At 53.9% G+C, this 24532-nt stretch carries 22 protein-coding genes and 1 other annotated feature; of the genes, 2 read left to right on the forward strand and 20 right to left on the reverse strand.

Translation table 11 applies throughout. The features are described 5' to 3' along the window. Nucleotides 1-107: 107 nt before the first annotated feature. The 5 genes from hemW to gpr form a co-directional block, all read right to left on the reverse strand. The gene (gene hemW / locus NNL21_RS06535; protein WP_204816586.1) at nt 108-1280 is read right to left on the reverse strand and encodes a radical SAM family heme chaperone HemW; all 1173 of its coding nucleotides are present in this window, start codon (nt 1278-1280) and stop codon (nt 108-110) included. Between the two features lie 82 nt (nt 1281-1362). Then, on the reverse strand, nt 1363-3180 hold the full coding sequence (gene lepA / locus NNL21_RS06540; protein WP_204816587.1) for a translation elongation factor 4: 1818 nt from the start codon (nt 3178-3180) through the stop codon (nt 1363-1365). A 66-nt stretch (nt 3181-3246) separates the two neighbouring features. Beyond that, nucleotides 3247-3726, reverse strand: a complete 480-nt coding sequence (locus NNL21_RS06545; protein WP_204816588.1) for a hypothetical protein — start codon at nt 3724-3726, stop codon at nt 3247-3249. Between the two features lie 50 nt (nt 3727-3776). Then, the gene (locus NNL21_RS06550; RefSeq protein ID WP_256555067.1) at nt 3777-5063 is read right to left on the reverse strand and encodes a stage II sporulation protein P; all 1287 of its coding nucleotides are present in this window, start codon (nt 5061-5063) and stop codon (nt 3777-3779) included. Nucleotides 5064-5281: 218 nt separating this feature from the next. Continuing rightward, a complete protein-coding gene (gene gpr, locus NNL21_RS06555; protein ID WP_204816589.1) occupies nt 5282-6286 on the reverse strand; it encodes a GPR endopeptidase in 1005 nt (334 codons plus the stop codon). Nucleotides 6287-6475: 189 nt separating this feature from the next. Between gpr and rpsT the strand changes: the two genes are divergently transcribed. Continuing rightward, nucleotides 6476-6748: a 30S ribosomal protein S20 gene (rpsT, locus tag NNL21_RS06560; protein ID WP_204816590.1), complete on the forward strand. Its 273-nt coding sequence runs from the start codon at nt 6476-6478 to the stop codon at nt 6746-6748. A gap of 73 nt (nt 6749-6821) precedes the next feature. On the opposite strand, the gene holA is transcribed toward rpsT, so the two are convergent. From holA to NNL21_RS06595, 7 genes are all read right to left on the reverse strand, one after another. Then, the gene (gene holA / locus NNL21_RS06565) at nt 6822-7853 is read right to left on the reverse strand and encodes a DNA polymerase III subunit delta (RefSeq protein WP_204816591.1); all 1032 of its coding nucleotides are present in this window, start codon (nt 7851-7853) and stop codon (nt 6822-6824) included. Between the two features lie 277 nt (nt 7854-8130). After that, nucleotides 8131-9237, reverse strand: coding sequence for an anti-sigma factor (locus tag NNL21_RS06570; RefSeq protein WP_204816592.1), 1107 nt, complete (start codon nt 9235-9237; stop codon nt 8131-8133). After that, entirely contained in the window at nt 9234-9782 is a 549-nt protein-coding gene (locus NNL21_RS06575; RefSeq protein WP_204816593.1) for an RNA polymerase sigma factor, read from the reverse strand. Before NNL21_RS06575 ends, NNL21_RS06570 begins: the two co-directional genes overlap by 4 nt. Nucleotides 9783-10122: 340 nt before the next feature. Further along, on the reverse strand, nt 10123-12837 hold the full coding sequence (locus NNL21_RS06580) for a ComEC/Rec2 family competence protein (protein ID WP_204816594.1): 2715 nt from the start codon (nt 12835-12837) through the stop codon (nt 10123-10125). A gap of 190 nt (nt 12838-13027) precedes the next feature. Next, entirely contained in the window at nt 13028-13567 is a 540-nt protein-coding gene (locus tag NNL21_RS06585) for a deoxycytidylate deaminase (RefSeq protein WP_256555068.1), read from the reverse strand. A gap of 22 nt (nt 13568-13589) precedes the next feature. After that, entirely contained in the window at nt 13590-14882 is a 1293-nt protein-coding gene (locus NNL21_RS06590; RefSeq protein ID WP_204816595.1) for a homocysteine synthase, read from the reverse strand. A gap of 70 nt (nt 14883-14952) precedes the next feature. Next, complete coding sequence (locus tag NNL21_RS06595) at nt 14953-15540, reverse strand: ComEA family DNA-binding protein (RefSeq protein WP_204816596.1); 588 nt, start codon at nt 15538-15540, stop codon at nt 14953-14955. A gap of 363 nt (nt 15541-15903) precedes the next feature. On the opposite strand from NNL21_RS06595, the gene comER reads away from it, so the two are divergent. Then, nucleotides 15904-16743 (forward strand): late competence protein ComER, encoded by an 840-nt coding sequence (gene comER, locus NNL21_RS06600; RefSeq protein WP_204816597.1) that lies wholly within the window; start codon nt 15904-15906, stop codon nt 16741-16743. A gap of 47 nt (nt 16744-16790) precedes the next feature. On the opposite strand, the gene leuS is transcribed toward comER, so the two are convergent. The 8 genes from leuS to NNL21_RS06640 all read right to left on the reverse strand — a co-directional run bounded on the left by leuS (nt 16791) and on the right by NNL21_RS06640 (nt 24483). Further along, nucleotides 16791-19232 (reverse strand): leucine--tRNA ligase, encoded by a 2442-nt coding sequence (gene leuS / locus NNL21_RS06605; RefSeq protein ID WP_204816598.1) that lies wholly within the window; start codon nt 19230-19232, stop codon nt 16791-16793. A gap of 230 nt (nt 19233-19462) precedes the next feature. Next, nucleotides 19463-19707 (reverse strand) — a binding site (T-box leader). Nucleotides 19708-19764: 57 nt separating this feature from the next. Further along, entirely contained in the window at nt 19765-20541 is a 777-nt protein-coding gene (locus NNL21_RS06610) for a class I SAM-dependent DNA methyltransferase (protein WP_204816599.1), read from the reverse strand. A 20-nt stretch (nt 20542-20561) separates the two neighbouring features. Continuing rightward, nucleotides 20562-21482, reverse strand: coding sequence for a CvfB family protein (locus tag NNL21_RS06615; RefSeq protein WP_204816600.1), 921 nt, complete (start codon nt 21480-21482; stop codon nt 20562-20564). Beyond that, nucleotides 21479-21826, reverse strand: coding sequence for a ribosome silencing factor (rsfS, locus tag NNL21_RS06620; RefSeq protein WP_204816601.1), 348 nt, complete (start codon nt 21824-21826; stop codon nt 21479-21481). Before rsfS ends, NNL21_RS06615 begins: the two co-directional genes overlap by 4 nt. Next, nucleotides 21823-22398: a bis(5'-nucleosyl)-tetraphosphatase (symmetrical) YqeK gene (yqeK, locus tag NNL21_RS06625; RefSeq protein WP_204816602.1), complete on the reverse strand. Its 576-nt coding sequence runs from the start codon at nt 22396-22398 to the stop codon at nt 21823-21825. Before yqeK ends, rsfS begins: the two co-directional genes overlap by 4 nt. Further along, nucleotides 22388-22978, reverse strand: a complete 591-nt coding sequence (nadD, locus tag NNL21_RS06630; protein ID WP_204816603.1) for a nicotinate-nucleotide adenylyltransferase — start codon at nt 22976-22978, stop codon at nt 22388-22390. Before nadD ends, yqeK begins: the two co-directional genes overlap by 11 nt. A gap of 262 nt (nt 22979-23240) precedes the next feature. Next, the gene (yhbY, locus tag NNL21_RS06635) at nt 23241-23531 is read right to left on the reverse strand and encodes a ribosome assembly RNA-binding protein YhbY (RefSeq protein ID WP_204816604.1); all 291 of its coding nucleotides are present in this window, start codon (nt 23529-23531) and stop codon (nt 23241-23243) included. Nucleotides 23532-23601: 70 nt separating this feature from the next. Further along, entirely contained in the window at nt 23602-24483 is an 882-nt protein-coding gene (locus NNL21_RS06640) for a shikimate dehydrogenase (RefSeq protein ID WP_204816819.1), read from the reverse strand. Nucleotides 24484-24532 lie beyond the last annotated feature (49 nt).

Below are 24532 nucleotides of genomic sequence, written 5' to 3' on the forward strand. Positions count from 1 at the left end.
TTCTTTGGTTCAACTTATATAGACCCATTCCGATCGAACCAAATAAAACAAGCGACCGGCTGCCGGTCGCTTGTTCTCATTCATAGGAGGCAGATCCCAAGGGAAGATTAGTCGGCAGGTACGCTAATAAACGCACCGAACACTTCGTTTCCAAGCGGTATACCTTTGTCCGACAGCTTATATCCCCCATCGAGGCCGTCACCGCCCGTACGTTCCAGCAATCCTTCGGCCAGCAGCTTACGAAGCGGCTCCCCGAATTGCTCCTCAATTAAACGGCCACCGAACTGTGCCGCGAAATCTGCATCGGTTACGCCGCGGAGCAAGCGGAGGCCTACCATCATGAAGTCTTCCATCGCTTCTTCTTCCGATACGGTTGAGGTTTCCAAACGCGGAAGGCCGGCAAGCGACGCTTCCATATAAGGCTTGACCCCTTTAACGTTGATATGCCGCTGATCGGCTGCGTACCCGTGTGCACCGGCCCCAACGCCATAATAGGGCTCATTCCGCCAATACATCGTGTTATGACGGCTCTCGAAGCCGGGCTTAGCGAAATTGCTTATTTCATAATGAGCATAGCCTGCTGATTTTAGTCGTTCGATGAGCAGCAGATACATCGCAAGCTCATCCTCCTCCGGAGGCAGCGTAAGCTCGTTGCGTTCGTACAGAACGTGGAACAGCGTATTCTCCTCCACCTTCAACCCGTAGAGGGAATAATGCGGAAGGTCAAGCGCAAGAGCGCGGCTGACACTGTCCGAGAGTGTTTCAACGGACTGCCCGGGCAACCCGAACATTAAGTCGATCGATAAATTATCGAAACCGACGCTGCGCGCATTCTGGATGCTCCGGTACACATCGTCCACGTTATGGATCCGTCCGATTTTCTCGAGCAGACCGTTATCGAAGGATTGGACGCCGAAGCTGATCCGGTTCACACCGCCCGCCTTCATCGCCGCAAGCTTATCGATGTCAGTCGTTCCGGGATTGGCTTCCATCGTAAACTCGGCTTCAGGCAGAATGGGAAAATAACGCTTGACCGATGCCAGAAACCGTTCCATCTGGGGAGGCGTGAGCACCGTTGGCGTGCCGCCTCCGACAAATACGGTACGAATTTCATCCGTCGGCATTGCAGCCGCGGTCATGGCCATCTCCCGCTCCAGAGCGTCCAAATATTCATCGACCGGCTGGCCCTTCAGCACATAAGAGTTAAAGTCGCAATAATGACATTTGTTGGTGCAGAAGGGAATGTGTATATATAATGCGCGAGGCGCATGATGCAGCATAAACCTTTACCTCTTTTCATGAGAAAGGGGTCACGTGATGTGACCCCTCCCCTTAATATCCGCCTATAGCGAATCGGATACGTTAATCCTCGTTGATTTTGAGAACGGCCATGAAGGCTTCCTGCGGCACTTCAACGTTGCCGACCTGCTTCATCCGCTTCTTGCCTTCCTTCTGCTTCTCAAGAAGCTTCCGTTTCCGGCTGATGTCGCCGCCGTAGCACTTCGCCAAGACGTTCTTGCGCATCGCTTTGACTGTCTCGCGCGCAATAACCTTCGTACCGATCGACGCCTGAATAGGCACCTCGAACATTTGGCGGGGAATCAGTTCCTTCAGCTTCTCGCAGATGATGCGTCCGCGTTGATACGAACGGTCGCGGTGGACAATGACGGAGAGTGCATCGACTTGCTCGTTGTTGAGCATAATGTCCAGCTTCACCAGCTTCGACTGGCGGTAGCCCGTCAGTTCATAGTCGAAGGAGGCATAGCCTTTCGTGCTCGACTTCAGCTGATCGAAGAAGTCATAGACGATTTCGGATAACGGGACCTCGTAGATGATCGTAACGCGGTTCGTATCCAAATACTCCATATTCACGAACTCGCCGCGCTTGTTCTGGCATAGCTCCATAATTGCACCGACATAATCATTCGGTACGATAATGGACGCTTTGACATACGGCTCTTCGACGAACTCGATTTTGCCGACCTCCGGGTAATTGGACGGGTTATCGATCTCGATCGTTTCCCCATTCGTAAGCGTTACGCGGTAAATAACGCTCGGCGCTGTTGTGATGAGCGGAATGTTGAATTCCCGTTCGATCCGCTCTTGAATGATTTCCATATGAAGCAAGCCAAGAAAGCCGCAGCGGAAACCGAAGCCTAATGCTGTTGAAGTCTCCGGCTCATAACGAAGTGATGCATCGTTAAGCTCCAGCTTCTCCAGCGCTTCGCGCAAATCGTTATAATCCTGCGTCTCGATCGGATAGAGGCCGCAGAATACCATCGGATTGCTCTTCCGGTAACCAGGCAGCGGCTCCGGCGCTTGGTTCTTCGCACCCGTTACCGTATCCCCTACACGCGTATCCTTCACGTTCTTGATGCCCGCGATGATGAAACCAACATCGCCGACCGCGAGTTCATCCACGATTCCCATACGCGGCATGAACGCTCCGACCTCGATGACCTCCGCCTCTGCGGCAGTCGCCATGAAGTGGATCTTGTCGCCGGCTTTAATACTGCCATCCACGACGCGCACATAGACGATAACGCCCTTGTATGCATCGTAGTGCGAATCAAAAATAAGCGCCTTGAGCGGTTTATCCGGGTCTCCTGTCGGCGCGGGCATCTTGGCCACGACCTGCTCCAGGATTTCCTTGATCCCGATACCGGCCTTGGCCGAAGCCAGCACCGCGTCGCTTGCATCCAATCCAATGACGTCCTCGATCTCCTGTTTAACCCGTTCGGGCTCTGCGCTTGGCAGATCGATCTTGTTAATAACAGGTACGATCTCCAGGTTATTATCCAGCGCCAGATAGACGTTCGCCAGCGTTTGCGCTTCGATGCCCTGTGCTGCATCGACGACCAGCAGAGCGCCTTCGCATGCCGCAAGGCTTCGGGACACCTCATACGTAAAGTCGACATGTCCAGGCGTATCAATCAGATTCAAAATATACTCGACACCGTCATCCGCTTTATAAGCGAGCCGAACGGCCTGCAGCTTGATCGTAATCCCGCGTTCCCGCTCCAAATCCATCTGGTCGAGAACCTGAGCTTGCATCTCACGAGAGGAAAGCGCCCCGGTATATTCCAAGATCCGGTCCGCTAAAGTCGATTTGCCATGATCAATATGGGCAATAATTGAAAAATTTCGTATTTTCTTTTGTCGGTCACGTACGTCCGCCATGCTTAACCCCCACATAGTGCTCTTTTACCAGCCATTCCATTATTATATCAGTTTGGGGGTTGACCATCAATCCGTAACCGATTCGAAGAAAGAAACGACGAACCGAATCCCTTGACTCGATAGGGATTGGAGGATACCTGCGGTTCCGTCAGCCAGCTTGTTTACCGTCGAATCCTCCCTCATATCGGGAATGCCGGGCAGCCGCTCATTATCTAGCTCGGCCATATAATCGTCTTCATAGGCCCCCTGACGATCACGCAATCTCGCTGCTTCCTCGACGCTCCGTGCAGACCGGCTCGTTGTCAGGTCACGTTCCTCCGGCAGGAGGTCGCCGGCATCGTATTCATCCCTATAGGGTTCCGAATCCACTTGGCTTCTGCCGGACTCCACGTCGTCGTATGTCAGACGGCCGACGCTTGTTCCGCTCCCTCTATCCATCGGTCCGTAAATCCGTTCCACTCCGCTCGAGGCGAGATCGATTCCGAACATGACGACAAGTACGACCATCCCGCCGACTAAAGCCCATTTCATAGGTTGACGCCGCATATGCCTGCTCCTCCTTCCGGGCATGCCCGTTTATTTATAGGATCTTTCTATCAGCTTGCGATCGGCTTGCTAACCTTCTCTGCATCCCAGTAAAGCTCCGATATGACCTTGGCCAGCGCATCAATTGTCCGGTATGATTCCTCCAAAGTATTATCCACACCGCCGATTTCAATCAGGATGCTGCCCGGCGAAATCGATTGATTATATTCCCCGTTCCCACTGGCCGTCGTCTTGCCCAATATGCCTTTCGAAAGCCCCGGATAATCCTTCTCTAGCGCATCATGAATGCGGTTTGCGAAGCTCTCGTTCTTGCGCCAATTCGGATTCGCGTGACCGATGACAAAATATACGCGCGCATACGGCAAGCCCTTTATCGTAATGGTCGTGTTTTTCTTACGAAGCGAATCGCGGTGAAGATCGAAGAAAAACTTCAGCTGATCGTTAGATGCCATAGCCTCCGTAACGGTCTGTTTCGAATATTTATAGGATAGCGCCCAATTGTATTTTTTAATCGCCGTCGGATAATCAGCGGAAGAAGTAGTGGCTCCAACGCCTTCCTCCTCCAGCTTCTGCTTCAGTCGTTTGCCGAGCAGAGTGACATTCTTCGTTGCGGAAGAAGGATCCTTCGCACCGCTCTTGAGCTCCGGATACCAGGATTCGCGATTATGAGAATGGTAGATAAAGACCACTTTCTTCTTCCCAGTCGTCGGTTTTGCGGCTGTGTCCGGCTTAACCGGTTTATCGGCCGGCGGTGCGGCAGTCCCTCCATCCTCTGGAGAGAAGTCTTCTCCTGCGCCGGGATCCGGTCGCCCTGAGCCGTCCCCAGTCCCGTTATCCGGGCTTGTACCGGATTCGCTTGGAAGGACTTCGTTCTCGTCAACCGCCGCGATCGGGCCGTGATCCCCTGGGTCGATAAACGTCTCATCCACGGATCCAGGACGCAGCAGCACGGTATCGTCTGATTTCAAGCCAGGATACTCCCCTGCAAGCAGGCTCTTTGGATCATCTGGATTGATATCCGTCAGCAGCCGAACGAGGAAAGAGCTGATCTGCTTGCCCGATATCGAAGCCTCCGTGTCCTCTGTGCCGGTCCCAGGCATTTCCATCGCCAGCATATCCGAGAACAGCCCTCCCGAAACGTTAGCTGCGAATCCTTTCATCGAAGAAACGGGCGAGGATGCCGCTTTCTGCTGCACAATGGCACCAACCCCAATGACAAGAACCATCACCATAGATCCGAGCGACAACAACGCGAACATCCGACCTGTCACAAGCAACTTGCGCAGCTGCCTGCTCCCTTTGCCCAAGTTCCAAGTCACGACAATCTGTTTCATCATGCTTCGTCCTCCCAACCATAAGCGATCGCTGCTACCTGCCTACTACTAACCTATGGGACGAAGGGAATTCATAGAACCACAAATTTGCTAGAAAGCTAGTTTTCCTTCCTGGATCTGCTAGCTGCTAGTTTCGCCGCGGCAAAAAAGCCGCACTACCCTGGCGGCAAGGATATGCCAAGCAGGCGTGCAGCCCAGATAAACATCAATCGATATCTGGCTTAGTGCGTATAAGCAGCCACGTTCGAAGTATCTACGGCATCGTGCAAGCCCGCATTCAGCCCGCTCGCAATAATGTTCGCAATGTCCTCGATGAATTGATCGATTTCCTTCGGCGTGACAAGCAGATCATGACCGAGCGGCCCCAAGGCTTCGCGTACGAGCTGCAGCCGGTCCTTCTCTTCCATCTTGTTGATCAGCCCGAAGATGTGATCCGTATTGCCATTCTGCGCTTGAACATGGTTCCGCATCAGCTCAATGGTATTGTTAACAATGGTGGAGGCATACACGACCGTCGGCACGCCGATCGCAATGACGGGTATGCCCAATATTTCCTTCGTGAGCCCGCGGCGCTTATTGCCGATACCGGAGCCTGGATGGATGCCTGTATCTGCAATTTGAATCGTCGTATTCACACGCTCAAGCGCCTTCGAGGCAAGCGCATCAATGGCAATGATGACTTCCGGCTTCGCCCGTTCGACAATGCCCTGTACAATTTCGCTCGATTCAATCCCCGTTATTCCCAGAACTCCGGGAGCAACGGCACTAACACTCCGGTATCCAGGAGACACTTGATCCGGCATCAACTCGAAGAAATGCCGCGTCACCATCACATTCTCCACCACGAGCGGACCCAGTGCATCGGGTGTGACATTCCAGTTTCCAAGCCCGACGATGAGGATATTCGCCTTTTTGCCGATGCCTATCCGGGCAAGGAAGGACTCGAATTCCTGGGCCAGCTTGGTTGCAACGCGATCCTGCAGCCCTGTATCCAGCTTGCGCAGATCCGGTACCTCGAAGGTCACGTAATGACCGGGCATCTTCCCGAGCGCACGCGCCCCTTCATCATTTTGAACCTGCAAACGCGTAATCTTGATTCCCTCTTCATCCGTGATCTCCGAGAGAACGCCCGGAATAGGTCCATGACCCCCGGATTCCGCCAACTCTTTTGCTTCCAGCGCCAAGTCAATCCCTACTGCAAACTGCTGCAAATCAAGTTCATCCATATTCGCAAAGGCGCTCCTTCCATAACGTTTGCGTTAGTTTGCGGAAGCAACCGCCGATTTATTCGGTCATCCATCAGCGTCAAGAAAGTAGAGTGGCCGAGGGCTATTGCAATTTGGGCTTTCACGTGATAAAATGTTTCAAGTTATGTTGTTACAATGGGGTTTTTCCTTTTACGGGAGGTGAATGCAATGCCAAACATTAAATCCGCTGTGAAACGCGTTAAAACGATTGAAAAGCGTCGCGCTTTGAACGCTTCGCAAAAATCCGCGCTCCGCTCGGCCGTTAAAGCTGCTGACCAAGCTGTAGTTGCAACTGATGTAGAAGCTGCTAAAGCAGCTCTGACTCTCGCAACGAAGAAGCTCGACAAAGCGGTTACTAAAGGTCTGGTTCATAAGAATGCGGCTGCACGCAAAAAGTCACGTCTAGCGAAAAAGCTGAATGCTCTTTCGGCTCAAGCCTAATGACATAAAAGTCCTGTCCCCCGCAATTGCGGACGACAGGACTTTTTTTAGTATATGCTGATGGAAGCACCGCTTAAGAAGCGGCAAGGGATAGCAGAAACAGCTCTAACCCCAATGTCTTATCGATTTGTCCGGTCTTCATCCGGTAATCCAGATCCGCAACCCTGTTCAAGTGGCTGCCCAGCGCCGGGACCGAGAATTTACGCGCCTTCTCGGCGGCCAGCTTAACCGCGTAAGGATGCAGGCCAATCTGTCCGGCCATTTGCTGCGGCGTATACCGATGCTGCTCCAGCTCCTTCACCTGCAGCATAATGCGCAGCTGGCGGGCGATGAGTGCCGTAATCTTGATCGGCTCCTCGCGACGGAGCAGAAGCTCGTTATACAGCTTCAGCGCTCTCTCTACCTGCAGTGAGGCCATGGCATCGATGAGCGCGAAGACGTCCTCCTCGACGGTTGTCGCAATCAGCTTGTCGACCGTCAGCTCTCCGATGGTCCCGCCGTGTCCGGCATGCAAGCACAGCTTGTCCACCTCAAGTGCGAGCTGCTGCATGCTGGTCCCCGTTCGTGTCAGCAGCATCTCGGCGGCCTCCCGCCGGAGTGTTCTCCCCTGCTCCTCAGCCCGTTTCATCGTCCACAGCAGCAGCTCATTCTCCGTCAGCTCCTGAAAGGCAAGCAGCACGTGCCGATCCTTAAGCAGCTTGACCGCTTTGCGGCGCTCATCCAGCTTCTCGGCATAAACGAGAAATACGATCACGCTGCTCTCGCACGGCTGCTGCAGATAGGCCAGCAGCTGGTCGGTTTGATGATCGATTTTGCCGCCTTCCTTATTGCTTGAAGCCGCGGCTAATACCGACTGGTCGCGTATGATCACTAGCTTGCGGGAAGCGAAGAACGGCAATGTTTCCGCTTCGGCTATCGCTTCTCCGATCGGGGATTCGGCCATGTCGAACTTGACGACGCCGAGCTCTTGCTCCTCCGCTGGCAGCAGCTTGTCCGTCAACGCCGCGACAAATTGCCTCATCCGGTACCGGTCTTTGCCATACAGCACATAGACAGGCCGGAACTGGCCTGCTTTCCATTCCTTCATCGCGTCCTTCATATCCATCTGCAGCTCTCCTATATCCGTTACATGATTTGTCTATCATACCATGTACAGCACCGCCTTCACATCCCGTGCCCGCCCCTTAAACCGCGCAACAAAGGGATGAAGCAATGGCTGCTTCATCCCTTTGTCCCTGAACATCTATATAAACATCCGCAAGCAGACAGTCCATGGTACTATCTGCGGATGATCATACGACGTTAAGGCATCGCCCTAAGACGCTTTCCGATACTTCACTATACGCAAGTATCCATTCATGTGTGACAAAAGTCTTGCCCAATTATGGGCTCTGGACCTGCGACGTTCCCGCTTCAGGGTCAACAACAACCATTTGGACAGTCCCATTGTCGGACCGTGCCTCGTAGGTTAGCGTCTTGCTGTCGGCAGCCCATACTATGGCTCCAACCCCGCCGGAGACCGGATCGCTTATAAACAGGAGCTTGTTGTCTGCAACATGGTAGACATGAAGTTCATTCTGGACAACTACGGCCTTATAGTTCTCGTCCGGGGAGAGACTCTCGTCCTGAGGATTCTTCGTTTCACCAAGAATGCCTTGTTTATGGATCGCATCCATCTGTTCCTCTACATTCCCGTTGTTGCCCGCCGACTCGGACTCCTGGGAGGGGTCCTTTGTGATATTGAAATTATAATTCGGCGAGTTGCCTTTGCCTTGGCTTGGCTCGGCTTCGGCTTCGGCTTCCGGATCCTTCTCCTGCTTTTCTCCGACGTAATAGGTATCGGATTCAACACTGCCCTTGTCCGTGCTGCCGCTGCCGCCGCTGTCGTTGCCAGCTATACTCTTCGACCGGGGCTCGATTGCTCTTTCTTCCGGCTCTGAGGTGTTCCGGTCCGCGGACGACGTGCTTACCTCTTCGTCAGCATTCTGCTCGCTGTCATCCGGCGCAGATTGAGATTCACTGCTAGACGATTGTTTCCCGCTATCCATCGCCATATTTGCAGATGACGCATCGAACAGACTGGCGTCGTTCTTAGCGGCGCCGTCCGGTTGATAGGTTACTAGAAACAAGCCAACTACGACGCCAGCTGCCAGGACACCGCCAAATGCGCGCATCGAGAACCGATCTGTCCAACGCTTGACGGGCACGACCCGCTCCGCTTGCTTCTGCGTTCTCTCGCCAACAGGCGCACGCACGGCTTCGGCAGCAGGGAGCTCTGCAAGGCGGGGCAGGATGGCATCGACTAAGCTGTATGGCGGTGTGACCTTCGGCAGATTCTCCAATCCCGCAGAAAGCAGCTGCAGACGCTCAAACATCGCCGCGCACTGTTGGCAATGCCTCGTATGACTTATCAAGGCTTCGCTTTCCCGCTCGTCGAGATCGCCGTCCAGCTGTCTTTGCATATATTCCATCCCCTCTTGACAATTCATCCTCGGACACCACCTTTCTGATAGTCATGTAAGTACGTTTGAAGCTGCTGCCGCGCCCGGAATAAATATGACTTTACGGTATTCAACGGCAAATCAAGAGAGTCCGCTATCTCGTTATACGAAAAATCCTGCAAATATCGCAGTACAACGACTGCGCGATGATGTTCAGGCAGTTTATCGATCGCCTTCCGGATATCCTGAACGGCATAAGCGGAAAGCACTTCCTCCTCAACCGTGTGAGAGTCCCTGAACACCATATCGTGTTCGTCAATGGAAATCGTCGGTTTATTGCGGCGGAATTTATCGATGCATATATTCGTTACGATTCGTTGAACCCATGTTTTAAACTGCGCCTTCTCTTCGTAAGATCCGATTTTGGTATAAATGCGGATAAGTGCCTCCTGAGCGGCATCCAACGCATCTTGTTCATTGTTTAGTATATAGTAGGCTGTCCGGTAAACATGATTTTCAATCTCACGCAATAGAGAAATCAGAGCGTCGCCGTCGCCCGCTTGTGCGGCTTTGATTAGGCCGGGCTCCACCACGGAGGATCCCCCTCTCTTGCAACCTTTCAGACGGAAAGGAAGTCAATAATGTTGCACGCATAGGTAAAAAGTCTTTAATAAATTTTTAGGTAGGTCATGACGGAATAGAAAGTCCCAAAATAAAGCATATCAGAAAATACTAAAACCGTATAGACTGAGACTACACGCGGAAGCAGGCATATAACCAGTGGTAAATATAGACAAAGAGACGTCTCTTGAAAAGGTGCCCAACCCTCCTTCTAAGAACGTCTCTCCGGTATAAAAAGTTTTCAATGACGCGCTGTCGCTTGCAGCCCGTTTTCACAACGATAGCCCCCATACCATGAATACAAAAAAGAGCTTAAGACTCGTTAGGATTATGGAGCATCGTTCGAATAAGCATACCGTTCTTCCCGGTAACCCGAATTTGCACTTCACCATCGCGATCCGTACGCAAAATTTGCGTACCCGCGTTATGCAGACGGGTGAGAACATCCGCATTCGGATGCCCGTACACGTTCGTGCGGCCCACAGAAATTACCGCGGTCTTCGGCTGCCAGTAGGCGAGCCATTCTGCAGTCGTCGACGTTTTGCTGCCGTGATGGGATACCTTCATCACATCAATCGGAGCCAATTGTTGTTTATGCTGAAGCTGTTGATGGTTTACCCGATCCGCCCGCTCAATAAGCGTCCGCTCCTCCTTGGCATCCGCATCACCAGCGAACAAGAACGTCCGGTCGTACAGATGAAGAAGGAATGCGACGCTCTGCCCGTTCTGCTCCTCGACATGCGGCACATCCGGCATCATATCCCCCGTACCCTCTACCGCTTTAAACCATTCTTCGTCCGAACTGCCGATTACCGTCATACGAGTGCTCCCGTCGATCTCCCAGCGCTGCCCTTCGTCTGCCCGGTAAAGCGGGATGCCTCGCACCACAGCGGTTAGCAGCAGCGTGCGCGCATCGTCCGATGCTTTGAACGTCCCATTCCATAAGATTCGTTTCACCGGGATACTCGATATAATGGCATGCAGCCCTCTTATATGGTCGCTATCCAGATGGGAGATCACCAGCAGATCAATCGCTTGCACGCCCCGCTGCTGCAGGAGCGGCACGACCGTCTTCCGTCCTACCTCGAATGGATCGCGCCGATTCTTCCATTCATCCCCCTTCTTACGAAAGCTTACGATCCCGCCCCCGTCGATAAGAAGATGCTTGCCTTCTGCTGTGCGCACGAGTATTGAATCGCCTTGACCCACATCAATGAAGCTGACCAGCGCATCACGATTGTTCCAATCCGGATGATAGGCCCAGAGCAAAGGCAGCAGCAGTGTAACTATGGCTCCTGCAGCGGTGCTATGCCGAAGAAGCCTGCTCGCTCTCGCCTTGCTATCCCGTCCATCCCCGGCTGTCGGGAATCCGTCTCCATGACCCCGCAGATTGAAGCTTGCACCTGAACCCAAGAGCGGCTGCGTATCCTCGATAAGATTCTGTACCGCCGCATCCTCCTGTTCCGGATTGGGCGGAGCAGCGGAACGTCTATTCAGGCAGAAGACTATTAGCCCCAATGCCGCGTAGATGACAACCACCCACCAGAGCGGCGGCTTCGCCCAAATGAACCGGAACCGGTCAACCTCGCTCAATCGCAGCACAAAGCCGAAGGTAAGGTCATTGCCGATCTCCGCTCCCTTCGCCAACAGGGAGGCGGCAGGATGCCAGATGTCCGCCAGCAGCAGCGATGCGCCGCCAAGCGGCATGACGATGAAGCTAATGAATGGCACTAACGCAAAGTTAGCCGGAAGCGACAGCAGGTGGAATTGATTGAAATAATAGACGGTCAGTGGAAACGAAACCGCTTGGGCCACGATCGTTACCGCTGCCAAATCGTACAGCGCCTTCCAACGCTTCGATTCCGGCATTCGCCTGCGAACAGGCTGAACGCCGATAATAAGCCCTGCCGTTACGATAAACGATAGCTGAAAGCCGACATCCTCCAGCAAGTAAGGATCATAGACAAGCATCAGTAGCGCCGCCGCCGCAAGTAGATGCAGCCCGTCCTTCAGCTTGCCGAGGCGGGCTGCCGTCAAGCCCAGCATCGCCATGATGCCGGCCCGAATAACCGATGGCGAGCCGCCAGCCAGCAGGACATAGAGCGGCACGGCGACGATCATGACCAGCAGCAACCGTTCGCGCGTCATGCGCAGCAGCTTGAGCAGGCCTCCGAGCACGTATAGAAATACGGCGACATGGAGGCCGGAGATGGCCAGAATGTGCGTCAGTCCGAGTTGGGAAAACTGACGGAAGCGGTCGGGATCGAGATCCTCGCGTATGCCGAGGACGAGGCCTTTCATGTACCCGGCCTGCTCCGCCGGGTACATGTCCTCCATCCGCGAGCCAAGGGCATCGCGAATGGCATCGATGCGGCCCAGCAGCGATGCCTTGCTCAGGGCCGGGCCCGCGGCGGTTTGCACGGAGGCGACTCCCTTCGCCTTGAGCAGCCCGTGCATGCGCTGGCCGCTCAAGTAGCGGCGGTAATCGAAGCCGCCGAAGTTGGTCGCCACGGCCGGCAGCTCCAGCACGCCGGCCACGCGAACCCGGTCGCCGCGCTGCCAGCGGGCGGCGACCGCCTGGTCAGGCTGCTCCTCCAGCCTGACCTGCACGAGCAGGCGCTCGGCGCTAAGCTTGCGCGGCGCCTGCTCGCCCTCGACGCGGACGGTATGCGCCGTCACGCGGAACTGCACGCGGTCGCCGTCGATCTCGACCGCGGAGATAATCGTTCCTTCCGCTTCCACGGCTGGGGAAGCGGAAGGAACGGCAGCCGCTGCGGCGGCGAGCAGGTCTTGGAGCGCCGTCACATTGCGGGCATCCGCCCACATGCGCTCCCCTGCTGCGACGCCGAACGCGGCGAGGCAAGCGGCGGCGAGCGGCCAGGCTTCCCGCCGCCGCATCGCCATAGCAAGCAGCGCGGCAGCGAGCGCGCCGCCGGCCAGCAGAATGCCGCGGTTGGTCAACCCGGCCGCCGCGGCGCTGCCAATGATCCAACAGATCGTGAACAGGACGATGGGTCTTCTGGTCAACGTTAGCGCTCCTTTCAAAGCAGGTCTTGTCAATGGTTTAATTGCTGCTTATCGGCATCTGAGGACTCCCCCGTACCGCGTCCCCTCTTCCAATCCCGTTCGAACAGAACACAAAAGAACCTCCGGCTGCACCGTTATCGGCACGTCCGGAGGTTCTTCCTCACAGATATTAACTTGAATGATTACCGCACTATGAAATCACGCTCATTCCCGCCTGCGCGGGCGGCTCGTATTCAGCTAAATTCCGGAATACGATTCCTTTCTGCGTCATCAGCGTGTTCACTTTCTCGCTATCCTTCGGATAGTTGCGGTGGTAGACGATCTCTTTGACACCACTGTTTGCCAGCATGTTGGCACAGGTCCAGCAGGGTTGATCCGTCACGTAGACCGTCGACCCTTCACGGTCGATCCGGTCGGTGAACATAAGGAGATTCTGCTCCGCATGAATCGTACGGATGCAGCGCTGCTTCTTCACCATGCGCTCCTCCGAATCGACCAGCGTCAGCTCGACCTCCTCTACGATCATGCAGCCGGCTTCCGAGCAATCGGCCACCCCCATCGGGGCGCCGTTATAGGCGGTTCCGAGCAGCTTCTTCCCTTGAACCAAGACAGCACCGACATGTCTGCGCGGACAACGTGAACGTGTCGAGACCATATAGGCGATATCCATGAAGTAGGTGTCCCAATCTTTGCGCACGCTGTCTTGCGGTGACGTTTCCATCGTCTTCATTCTTCCCTTCGTTCTTCTATAATTAAGACTGGCTCGCTTTGAGCGCTTGGCTCAGATCGGCCAGAATGTCGTCGATACCTTCCGTACCAACAGACAGACGAATCATCCCCGGGCTTACGCCTGCAGCAATCTGTCCTTCTTCGGACAACTGCTGATGCGTCGTGCTTGCCGGATGAATAATAAGCGACTTGGAGTCCCCTACGTTAGCCAGGTGAGAGAACAACTGAACCGCATTGATGACCTTCTTGCCTGCTTCGCGTCCGCCTTTGATGCCGAAGGTCAGAATCGCGCCTTGGCCTTTAGGCAAATACTTCTGCGCGAGGTCATAAGAAGGATGGCTCTTCAGACCCGGGTAGTTTACCCACTCAACCGCATCGTTTGCTTCCAAGAATTGCGCAACTGCAAGCGCATTGGAGCAGTGGCGCTCCATACGAAGATGAAGCGTCTCCAGTCCTTGAAGCAGGAGGAAGGAATTGAATGGAGACAGCGCCGCGCCCATGTCGCGGAGCAGCTGTACGCGCATCTTAATAATGTAGGCTACAGGACCTACTGCATCCGTGTAAACAACGCCGTGATAGCTCGGATCCGGCTCGGTAAGGCCCGGGAATCTGCCGCTTGCTTTCCAGTCGAATTTGCCGCTGTCCACAACGATACCGCCGATCGACGTTCCATGGCCGCCAATAAACTTCGTAGCCGAGTGAACGACGATATCCGCGCCGTGCTCAATCGGACGGCACAAGAATGGGCTCGGGAACGTATTGTCCACGATAAGAGGAACGCCATGCTTATGCGCGATCGCCGCTACGGCCTCAATATCGATCAGATCGCCTTTCGGGTTACCGATCGTTTCTGCGAATACCGCTTTCGTCTTCTCGGTAATCGCCGCTTCGAAATTGCTTGGATCGGACGGATCAACGAACTTCACGTTGATGCCGAGCTTCGGAAGCGTGATCGCGAATAAATTATACGTTCCGCCATACAAGCTTGTCGAAGAAACGATTTCATCGCCCGCACCGGCAATATTCAAGATCGAGTACGTGATGGCAGCTTGTCCGGAGGCAACGGCCAGTGCAGCTGGCGCTCCCTCAAGAGCCGCAACGCGCTTCTCGAACACATCGCTTGTCGGATTCATGATACGTGTATAAATATTCCCGAATTCTTTCAATGCAAACAGATCAGCTGCGTGATCCGTATCACGAAAACCGTATGAAGACGTTTGATAAATCGGCACTGCCCGGGACAGTGTCGTAGGATCGATTTCCTGGCCCCCATGGACAGCCAGAGTTTCTAAAGATAATTTCTGTTGATCTGACATTTGAACTATTCCTCCTCGACTTAAATGGGCGACAGGCCCATTTTTGCCTGTCCCACTTATTTTCGCACAATCAAGACCCGGCGACAATGAGCGGATTCATTTTTTCGAGCAATTTCGTCCCGATTCCTTTGACGCGCAGCAAATCTTTTGTCGATTGGAACGGACCATTCTTCTCGCGGTCGGCTATAATCGCCTTCGCCTTGGCCGCGCCGATCCCCGGAAGCTCGTCCAGCTGCTCGGCGGTTGCGCGGTTAATGTCGATTTTTCCAGAGCTGTCCGCTTCATCCTTGACGATCGGCGGCTTGCCTTCCGATTGCTCGGCAGACGTTCCCCTAGAAGAAGCTTCGCTTGGAGCCACTTGGTCAGCTTGGTCAGCTTGAGGTTCCTTAACCGCTGCTGCCTCCGCCCCATTATCCGCTTTAACCGCAGCTCCCTTCTCAACGGCGCTGGTACCCTTCTCTTGATTGTTAGCCTGCTCCTCTTCCTTTGCCTGCGAAGCCAGAACGGCCTCGACCTGTTCATTCATCGCCACCCACCCAGGCGGTTCCTTAGCGGTCGTTTCTCTCAAAGCAAAGCCGAGCATCACCGCACCGGCCAGTATTAACGCTCCCATCAGCCAAGTCTCCCTCGAAACCAAACGTATGAATCGTTTCCGCATACCGCACACTCCTATCGTCTCTTTGATAACTAAACTTTTTAAGACTGGCGAATCGCTGCCGGTCATTCTTTTTAAGAAAAAAATGGTCATCATAACCAGGCTTCCGCGCATAACCTAGTGAGAGCAGCATAACGACCGCGCTTGAGGTCCGGTGTATATCGACGCAGCCGCCCTAATCGGGCCTTTCCCTGTACAGCTGCAGATCTCATCGGATCGCATGAACATGATTCGCCTTAGCAGCACGAAGCTTCGCGTATTCATGCATTATAGCCGCATTTAGCATCTTCCCATTGGGTGGATTCGAATGCGGCGCTACGGCAGCTCTGCTATTCCTAATGGAGAGCGCCTTGGGAGGGACTAACGATGAATGTCGGTTTTATTGGAATCGGAAGCATGGGCAGCCTGCTTATCGATGCGTTTATCGGTTCGGGCGCGCTCGATCCAACGCAAATTACCGCGAGCAACCGCACCTATGCCAAGGCAGAAGCCATGGCGCTCCGGTACCCCGGGCTTCGTGCCGTTCGCGAGAATAGTGAAGCGGCAGCCGGGAGCGATATCGTCTTTCTATGCATTAAGCCGCATGAATATAAAACTATCATTCATGAGCTTCGTAACGTCATTCAGCCTCATCAAATTATCGTATCTATTACCAGTCCCGTCATGCTGGCACAGCTGGAGGATTGGCTGCCGTGCAAAATCGCCAAAGTGATCCCCAGCATCACAAACTATGTCTGCTGCGGCGCAACCTTATGCATGTATGGCCAGCGTATGGCGCAGAGGGACAGGGAGCGTTTGAACAGCCTCCTTGCTCATATCAGCGAGCCCCTTCATATTGATGAGCGGCATACCCGCATCGTCTCCGATCTCTCTTCGTGCGGCCCTGCCTTCATGGCCTTCGTGCTGCAAAAATTTATCGATGCCGCCGTAGAAGAGACAGGCATCGAACGGGAAGAAGCTCAGGCCATTGCCAGCACGATGCTGGCAGGCACGGGACATCTCCTGACCGAAGGGGGCATGACGCCTGAGCAGCTGCAAGCCCGTGTTTCCGTTCCAGGAGGGATTACTGCCCAGGCGCTGGACCTGCTCAACCGCGAGATGAATGGCGTATTCAATGCCGTTATTCGCACGACACATGCCAAATATCGCGATGATCTGGCCAAAGTGAGCATCTCGTTATACGGCGAAGAGGTGAACGGCTCTTAACGCATGCTTTGCGTTAAGAGGCCATCCACCTCTTCGTTCATGTTCATTTAGTTGGCAACGATATTAACAAGCTTCCCTTTGACCGCGATCACTTTGCGAATGGTCTTCCCTTCAATCGCCTCAGCCACTTTCTCCGACTGCTTCGCGATCTGTTCCATATTCGACTCGTTCGTATCCGCGGCGATCGATAGACGATCGATAATTTTCCCGTTCACTTGAACGACAATTTCGACTTCCTGATCAATCGTCCAAGCTTCGTTATGGGACGGCCACTCCGCGTAGGTGACCGATTCGGTGTGACCCAGCCTCGACCACAATTCTTCTGCGATATGCGGCGACAATGGCGACAGCAGCTGCACGAAGTTTTCCATCGCTTGTCTTGGCAGTTTCTCAGCTTTATAGGCGTCATTGACGAAGATCATCAGCTGGCTGATCGCCGTATTAAACCGCAGGTTCTCGTAATCGTCTCCGACTTTCTTGATCGTGCGGTGCCAGGTCCGCTTGAATGCATCTGAAGCATCCTCGTCCGTAATCTTTGCATTCAGCTCGCCGTCATCGCCGACAAACAGGCGCCATACCCGGCTTAGGAAACGGTTCATGCCCTCAACGCCGTTTGTGATCCAAGGCTTCGTCGCCTCCAGCGGGCCCATGAACATCTCATACATACGAAGCGTATCCGCACCGAACTCATTCACGATATCGTCCGGATTAATGACGTTCCCGCGTGATTTGGACATTTTCTCATTGTTCGTGCCCAGAATCATTCCTTGATTGACGAGCTTGTGGAACGGCTCTTTCGTTGCCACAACGCCCAGATCGTACAATACTTTATGCCAGAATCTGGCATAGAGCAGATGAAGCACCGCATGCTCCGCTCCTCCGATGTACAGATCGACCGGCAGCCATTCCTTCTGCTTCTCCGGCGAGCAGATCTCATTCTCGTTATGCGGATCGATAAACCGGAGGTAATACCAGCAGCTTCCCGCCCATTGCGGCATTGTGTTCGTTTCGCGGCGCGCCTTCATTCCGGTTTCCGGATCAATCGTCTCTACCCATTCGGTTACATTCGCAAGCGGAGATTCACCTGTACCCGATGGTTTAATTTGTTCCACATCCGGCAGCAGCAGCGGAAGCTGGTCCACAGGCACCGGCTTCATCGTTCCGTCCTCCAGATGAAGAATCGGAATCGGCTCGCCCCAATAGCGCTGGCGGCTAAACAGCCAATCGCGCAGACGGTACGTCACTTTCCCTTGTCCTTTGCCCGAGGCCTCCAGCTTCTCGATCATCCGTGCAATCGCCTGCTCATTGTTCAATCCGTTCAAGATATCGGAATTGACATGCGGTCCGTCCCCGGCATATGCCTCCACGGAAATGTCGCCGCCCTGCACGACTTCTATGATCGGCAGCTCGAACTGCTTCGCAAATTCCCAGTCGCGCTGGTCATGGCCTGGAACAGCCATGATCGCGCCCGTTCCGTAGCCGGCCAGGACATAATCGGCGATCCAAATCGGCACTTTTGCACCGTTAACCGGGTTTACCGCATAAGCGCCAGTAAATACGCCGGACTTGTCTTTCGCCAAATCGGTACGCTCCAGATCGCTCTTGCGTGCTGCCGCTTCCTGATAAGCACTGACAGCTGATTGCTGCTCGCTTGTCGTGATCCGCTCTACCAGCTCATGCTCCGGAGCAAGTACGCAGTAGGTCGCGCCGAACAGTGTATCCGGCCGTGTTGTAAAGACAACAAGTGCATCGTCGTGTCCGTCGATCGCGAACGTGACTTCCGCCCCTGTAGATTTGCCGATCCAGTTGCGCTGCATATCCTTAATGCTCTCGGACCAGTCCAGCTCCTCCAAGTCATCCAGCAGACGCTCGGCATATTCCGTAATCTTCAGTACCCATTGGCGCATTGGCTTGCGGACAACCGGATGGTTGCCGCGCTCGCTCAGACCGTTAATGACCTCTTCGTTGGCAAGTACCGTTCCCAGTGCCGGACACCAGTTCACAGGCACTTCTGCTACATAAGCCAGCCCTTTATTGTACAGCTGGATAAAAATCCACTGCGTCCACTTGTAATAATCGGGATCAGTCGTGCTAAATTCGCGGTCCCAATCATAGGAGAAGCCGAGCGATTTAATTTGGCGGCGGAAGTTGTTGATGTTCTTAACCGTAATATCGCGCGGATGCTCGCCCGTATCGAGTGCATGCTGTTCCGCGGGAAGTCCGAACGCATCCCAGCCCATAGGGTGCAGCACGTTATAACCGCGCATCCGTTTGTAACGGGATACGATATCCGTCGCCGTATAGCCTTCCGGATGGCCGACATGCAAGCCCGCACCAGAAGGATATGGAAACATATCAAGCGCATAAAACTTTGGTTTATCCGCATCTTCTGTCGTTCTGAACGTTTTGTTGTCGTCCCAATACTTCTGCCACTTCGGCTCGATAGCCTGTGGATTGTATCCCTGCAGCTCTTGGCGTTCTTGTGCCATGTTTGTTGCCTCCTAAAAGTTTTGTGCAGCATTTGCTTCTCGAATCTGCATCGCAACAAAACTTGCTTCGTAAGCATATGCTTTGTTTTGTGCAGCTTTAACTTCTTGATTCTGCTACGCAACAAAACTTGCTTCGTAAGCATATGCTTTGTTTCATGCAGTTTCGTAACTTGCAAGGGTCCCCATTTCAGAAATGGGCATAAAAAAACCTCCCATCCCCAGCGACAAACGCTAGGGACGAGAGGTATTAATTCCCGTGGTACCACCCTAGTTAGCGGAAAACATGCTTTGCATCCGCTCACTCGACACCCTTAACGCGGGAGATACGGCATGCTTCACGACCGGCTGATCCAGCTTGGTCGACTGGGCATGCGGCTCCAAGGCGAGTTCGTTAACGTGTCACTCCGGCTTGCACCAACCGCCGGCTCTCTGAATCTGACTACGTGAAACTACTGCTCCTTATCAACGCCTTACAAAAAAATGATTAGTTCGATTATAATGAAGCCGATTCCCGCTGTCAAGCGATGGCCGCTTATTTCACCGCCACGAAAAATATCCGTTCCGCTTGTGGTCCAGGCAATTCAAGCTTAAAGTCCGCAAATTGCTCAACTTTCGCAAAGCCTGCTCTGCTAAGCGCTCCACTGATCCAAGCAGGATCGTAAGCGCGCTGCACATGAACCTCTTCAAATCGGCGGAAGCTGGCATCGCGCTGCTCCCCCTCGCGGGCGAATATCGTCAGACGATGCTCGATCTCGAGCCGTTCTACATCGTAGTCGCTTGTCCAGATGTAAGCAATATCGCGTTCGTCCAACACGAACGGCTGCTCCTCCGCATAACGCTCAAGCTGACGTGGAGCATGGACATCGAACAGGAAGATGCCTCCTTGCTTCAAACCGTTCCAGGTTGCGCGGAAGGCGGCTTCAACATCTTCTTGTTCAGTCAAATAATTGATGCAATCGCAGAAGGATATCACCGAATCGACCGGCTCCGGCAGCTCCCAATCGCGCATATCCTGTTGAAGCCAGCGAATCGATCCACCGTCCGAACGGATCGACCGCCGCTGACCTTCATCCCACTTGCTGCGTCCGATCGTTAGCATGTCCGCTGACAAATCGATGGCGAACACCTGAAACCCGGAGTGCGCTAACGGGATCGACACGCTTCCTGTACCGCAGCCCAGATCAGCGACAGTAACCGGAATGTCGTCGTGCCGCTCCCAGCATTCGCGCGCAAAGCGGAGCCAGTCCGGATAAGGCATATCCTCCATCAGCCGATCGTATACGGTTGCAAATTGGCGGTACGCTCGCATCCTTTGATCCCTCCAAACGTCTATTCCTTAGTCGGAGCTTCGCTTTGGCGATCAGCGGCATTTCCTTCGGCAAGACGTGTCCAGCTTCCTTGCTGCGTCACGAGACCATCGCGCATAAGCTTCCCGACCGCCCGCTTAAAGGCGGATTTGCTAATTCCGAATTTCTGCTTAATAATATCTGCCTGCGTTTCATCCGAATAAGGCATGGCACCGCCCGGACGCTCCTGCAGGAAGGCAAGAATCCGATCCGCGTCTTCGACACGTCCGACTTCTTTAATGGGCGACATGGACAGATTAACACGGCCGTCCTCGCGGATGAACGTCACTCTGGCGCGAACGCGCTCACCCAGCCGTAGAGGCTCCAGCCGCTCTTCGGCTGGAATAAAGCCAAATACACCGAACCCGACAACGCCGCCGTCAACGAGGACGAATGAACCGATCTTAAGAGTCTTCGTCACCCAGCCCTCCACCCATGTGTTGCGCCACGATTCAGGTGCAGGGAATACAAGCTTCATGAAATCTTCCTCGGCAGCTACCTTCGCTACGAGCCGGCCGATTTTATCATGCTCAAGCCGGACAAACACCTCATCGCCGCGCCGAGGGCGAAGCGACTTCAATTCCGGCTGCTCCGACATTGGCAGCAGCAGCTGGCGGCCGAGCCCCATTTCGAGAAACACTCCGATTCTCGGATGCATATCTGCCACTGCGAGCCTGGCGACCTCGCCCAATTGGATGAGCGGACGCTTCATGGTAGCCGCGATACGATCCTCCGAATCGAAGAATAAGAAGACTTCGACTTCGGCGCCTGGATTCGGACGACTGCCTACAAGCTCCGTATAGTGCATCAGCACCTCATCTGTACCGTCTGTCAAAAAATAACCATAGGGCGACACTTCACGCGCCACCCTTAGAGTCACAATCGTTCCCGCGACAAGACTCATGCGAATTCCACGACTTTCGCGTCGGACCATAGACGTTCGATGTTGTAATATTCACGCTCATCACGATGGAAGACATGCACGATGACATCCCCGATATCGATGAGTACCCAACGGCCGGAGTCCATGCCTTCGATTCCGCGCACTCTGGCACCTTTTTGTTCGGCCTGCTTGCGAATCTCTGTTGTGATGGACTGGACTTGGGTATCCGAATTACCGTGACAAATGACAAAATAATCAGCTATCAACGATATTCCCTTTAAGTCGAGCGCCACGATTTGGTGTGCCTTCTTATCTTCAGCAGCCGCTACTACAAGCTGCATAAGTTCGTCCGATTGTACCGTCATTGCTCAGCCTCCCGTACTGTTAGTATTAAATCATTCCTCGCCGCCACCGTGAGTGGATAGATCCTCTTGCCGCGCTCCAGCAAAAAAGAAATCGTCGAGTCAAAACCGGCAATGAGCGCTTTCTCCACATTATGCTCAGCTAATTCGCGAATTTTATGTACGCCAGGGAAATCTCGGCCAGGCTCCATATAATCGGCAAGACACACGATCTTGTCCATTAGCTTCATCTGCTCGCGGCCGGATGTGTGGTAGCGGATCGCATCCAATATCGAGACATCCGTCACGCCATAATCGCGTTCGGCCACGAAAGCGCCGACGGGCGCATGCCACAGCTCTTTATCAAAGACAAGCAAATCAGACGGGAGCCCTTGCTCTCGAATGATCAGCTCCATTCTGGTCGTCGGCCAGTATTTGGCGACATCATGTAAAATCGCCGCCGTTTCCGCGACTTCAGGGTCTGCTCCAAACCGTTTGGCCAGTATAACCGCTGTTTCCATAACGCCAACGGTATGGATCCATCTGCGTTCGGGCATCTGTGCGCGCACACTTTCGATCATCGTATTACGATTCATATAAACCGTTCCTCATTATAAAGGAGTATACTTTCTCTGGGACCATGAAGCGAATCGAACGATCTTCAGAGCGCCGCTTTCGGATATCCGTTGAAGAAATTTCAATGAGGGGCATCTCAACGATTGTCAGCCTTTCGCGAATATAGCTTGGCAGCCCCGATTGGTCGATCGGCTCACCCGGGCGTTCCACGCCGATAAAGCTGACAAGCTTGGCGAGTTCCTCGCTTCGATGCCATGAGGACAAATCGTTGACTCGATCTGACCCGATGATATAAGAAAAAGCACGGCCGGGATAGAGCGCTTGAAGCTCCATAACCGTATCGATAGAGTAGCTGATGCCGCCTCGTTCGAGTTCAACATCCATCGCGCGAAAATGCGGCTGAAAATCGATGGCCCGATAGACCATTTCCAGACGCACATCCCCGCCTGCTCCCGGTTCATTCGGCTTCAGCGGGGGAACGTAAGAAGGGACGAACCAAATCTCGTCCAGCCCGCAAGCTTCCCGGGCCGTCTCCGCTGCGAGCAAATGCCCATAATGAATCGGGTCAAATGTGCCACCCATTAATCCGACTTTTATCATCGAAACGCTCCTTTCAACTGCAACCGCTGACGTGAGATCTACCACGGCTCGGTTGTCAGTCAACTGCAACCGCTGACGTGAGATCTACCACGGCTAGGTTGTCAGTCAACTGCAACCGCTGACGTATGGTCTACCACGACTCGGTTGTAAGTCAACTGCAACCGCTGACGTGAGGTCTACCACGGCTCGGTTGTTAGTCAATTGCAACCGCTGACGTATGGTCTACCACGGCTCAGTTGTCAGTCAACTGCCAACCGACCTTCTATGGTAATTCGATTGTCTTGTTCTCTTTGGATTCCTTGTATAAGATGATCGTTTTGCCGATCACCTGTACAAGCTCGGCGCCGGCTTCCTCCGAAATCCACTGGCCGACTTCCTTCGGATCGTCGAGGCAGTTGTTCAGAACGGATACTTTAATAAGCTCCCGAACTTCCAACGCCTCCGTCACATGACGAACCAAATGGTCGTTCGTTCCGCCTTTGCCTACTTGAAAGATGGGCTGCAAATGGTGTCCCATTGAGCGCAAATATCTTTTTTGTTTCCCTGTTAACATCGTCGTGCATCCTTCTTTCGTAAATGAATCTAATCATTGTGATGAGCTTCTTCGCCATGAACGAAGGGATTTATTGACCTAAAGCCTCCAGCACGGTTTCACGCATCGCTTCTACCGGTGCCGGTACCCCGGTCCAATATTCGAAGGCATAGGCGCCTTGATAAATAAACATCCCCAACCCGCCGTGAATCCGGCATCCGCGCCGTTCCGCCTCTTCGAGATAACGGGTCTTCAGCGGATTGTACAAAATATCGCTCGCAATCGCTTCCGGCTGCAGCCATGAAGCATCGATCGGCGTTTCATCCACATTCGGATACATCCCGACAGGTGTAGTATGAATCACAATCTCGGCGCTCGCGCAAGCTTCCCGGATGGCATCGCTGCCGATTGCCCGAATATCGGCAGACCCGCCGAATGTATCGGCCAGCTCTTGCGCCCGCTCGACCCGGCGATTCGAGATCGTAATCTCCGATACGCCTTCACGCAGCAAAGCGTACACGATTCCCCGTGTAGCACCGCCTGCGCCCAGGATTAGGATACGCTTCCCTGCAAGCTCCGGCTCTACCTCTTCCTTCAACGATCTCACGTAACCCAGACCGTCCGTGTTGTAGCCCGTAAGCTTGCCATTATCGTTAACGATCGTATTGACCGCACCGATGACCTGCGCGCTCTCGTCGATGACATCCAGAAACGGCATGACCTCGAGCTTATGAGGGATCGTGACATTAACGCCGCGGATTCCCATCGCCCTAACACCGGCTATGAAATCTCCTAAGCGCTCGCCCTGAACGTGGAAGGCGGTATAGATCCCGTTAATTCCGCGCTCCCGGAAAGCACGGTTCATCATAATCGGCGACTTGGAATGCCGCACCGGGTCACCGATTACACTGAACAGTACGGTATGGCTGTCAACCGCATTGCCAGCTTGCGGCAGCCGCTGTATATCGTTCATATTTGCCGTCAAATCCGTTCACTCTCCCATTAAATCAAGCGTGAGTCCG

The sequence above is a fragment of the Paenibacillus mendelii genome, from assembly GCF_024498075.1.
Classification (GTDB): Bacteria; Bacillota; Bacilli; order Paenibacillales; family Paenibacillaceae; genus Paenibacillus_Z; species Paenibacillus_Z mendelii.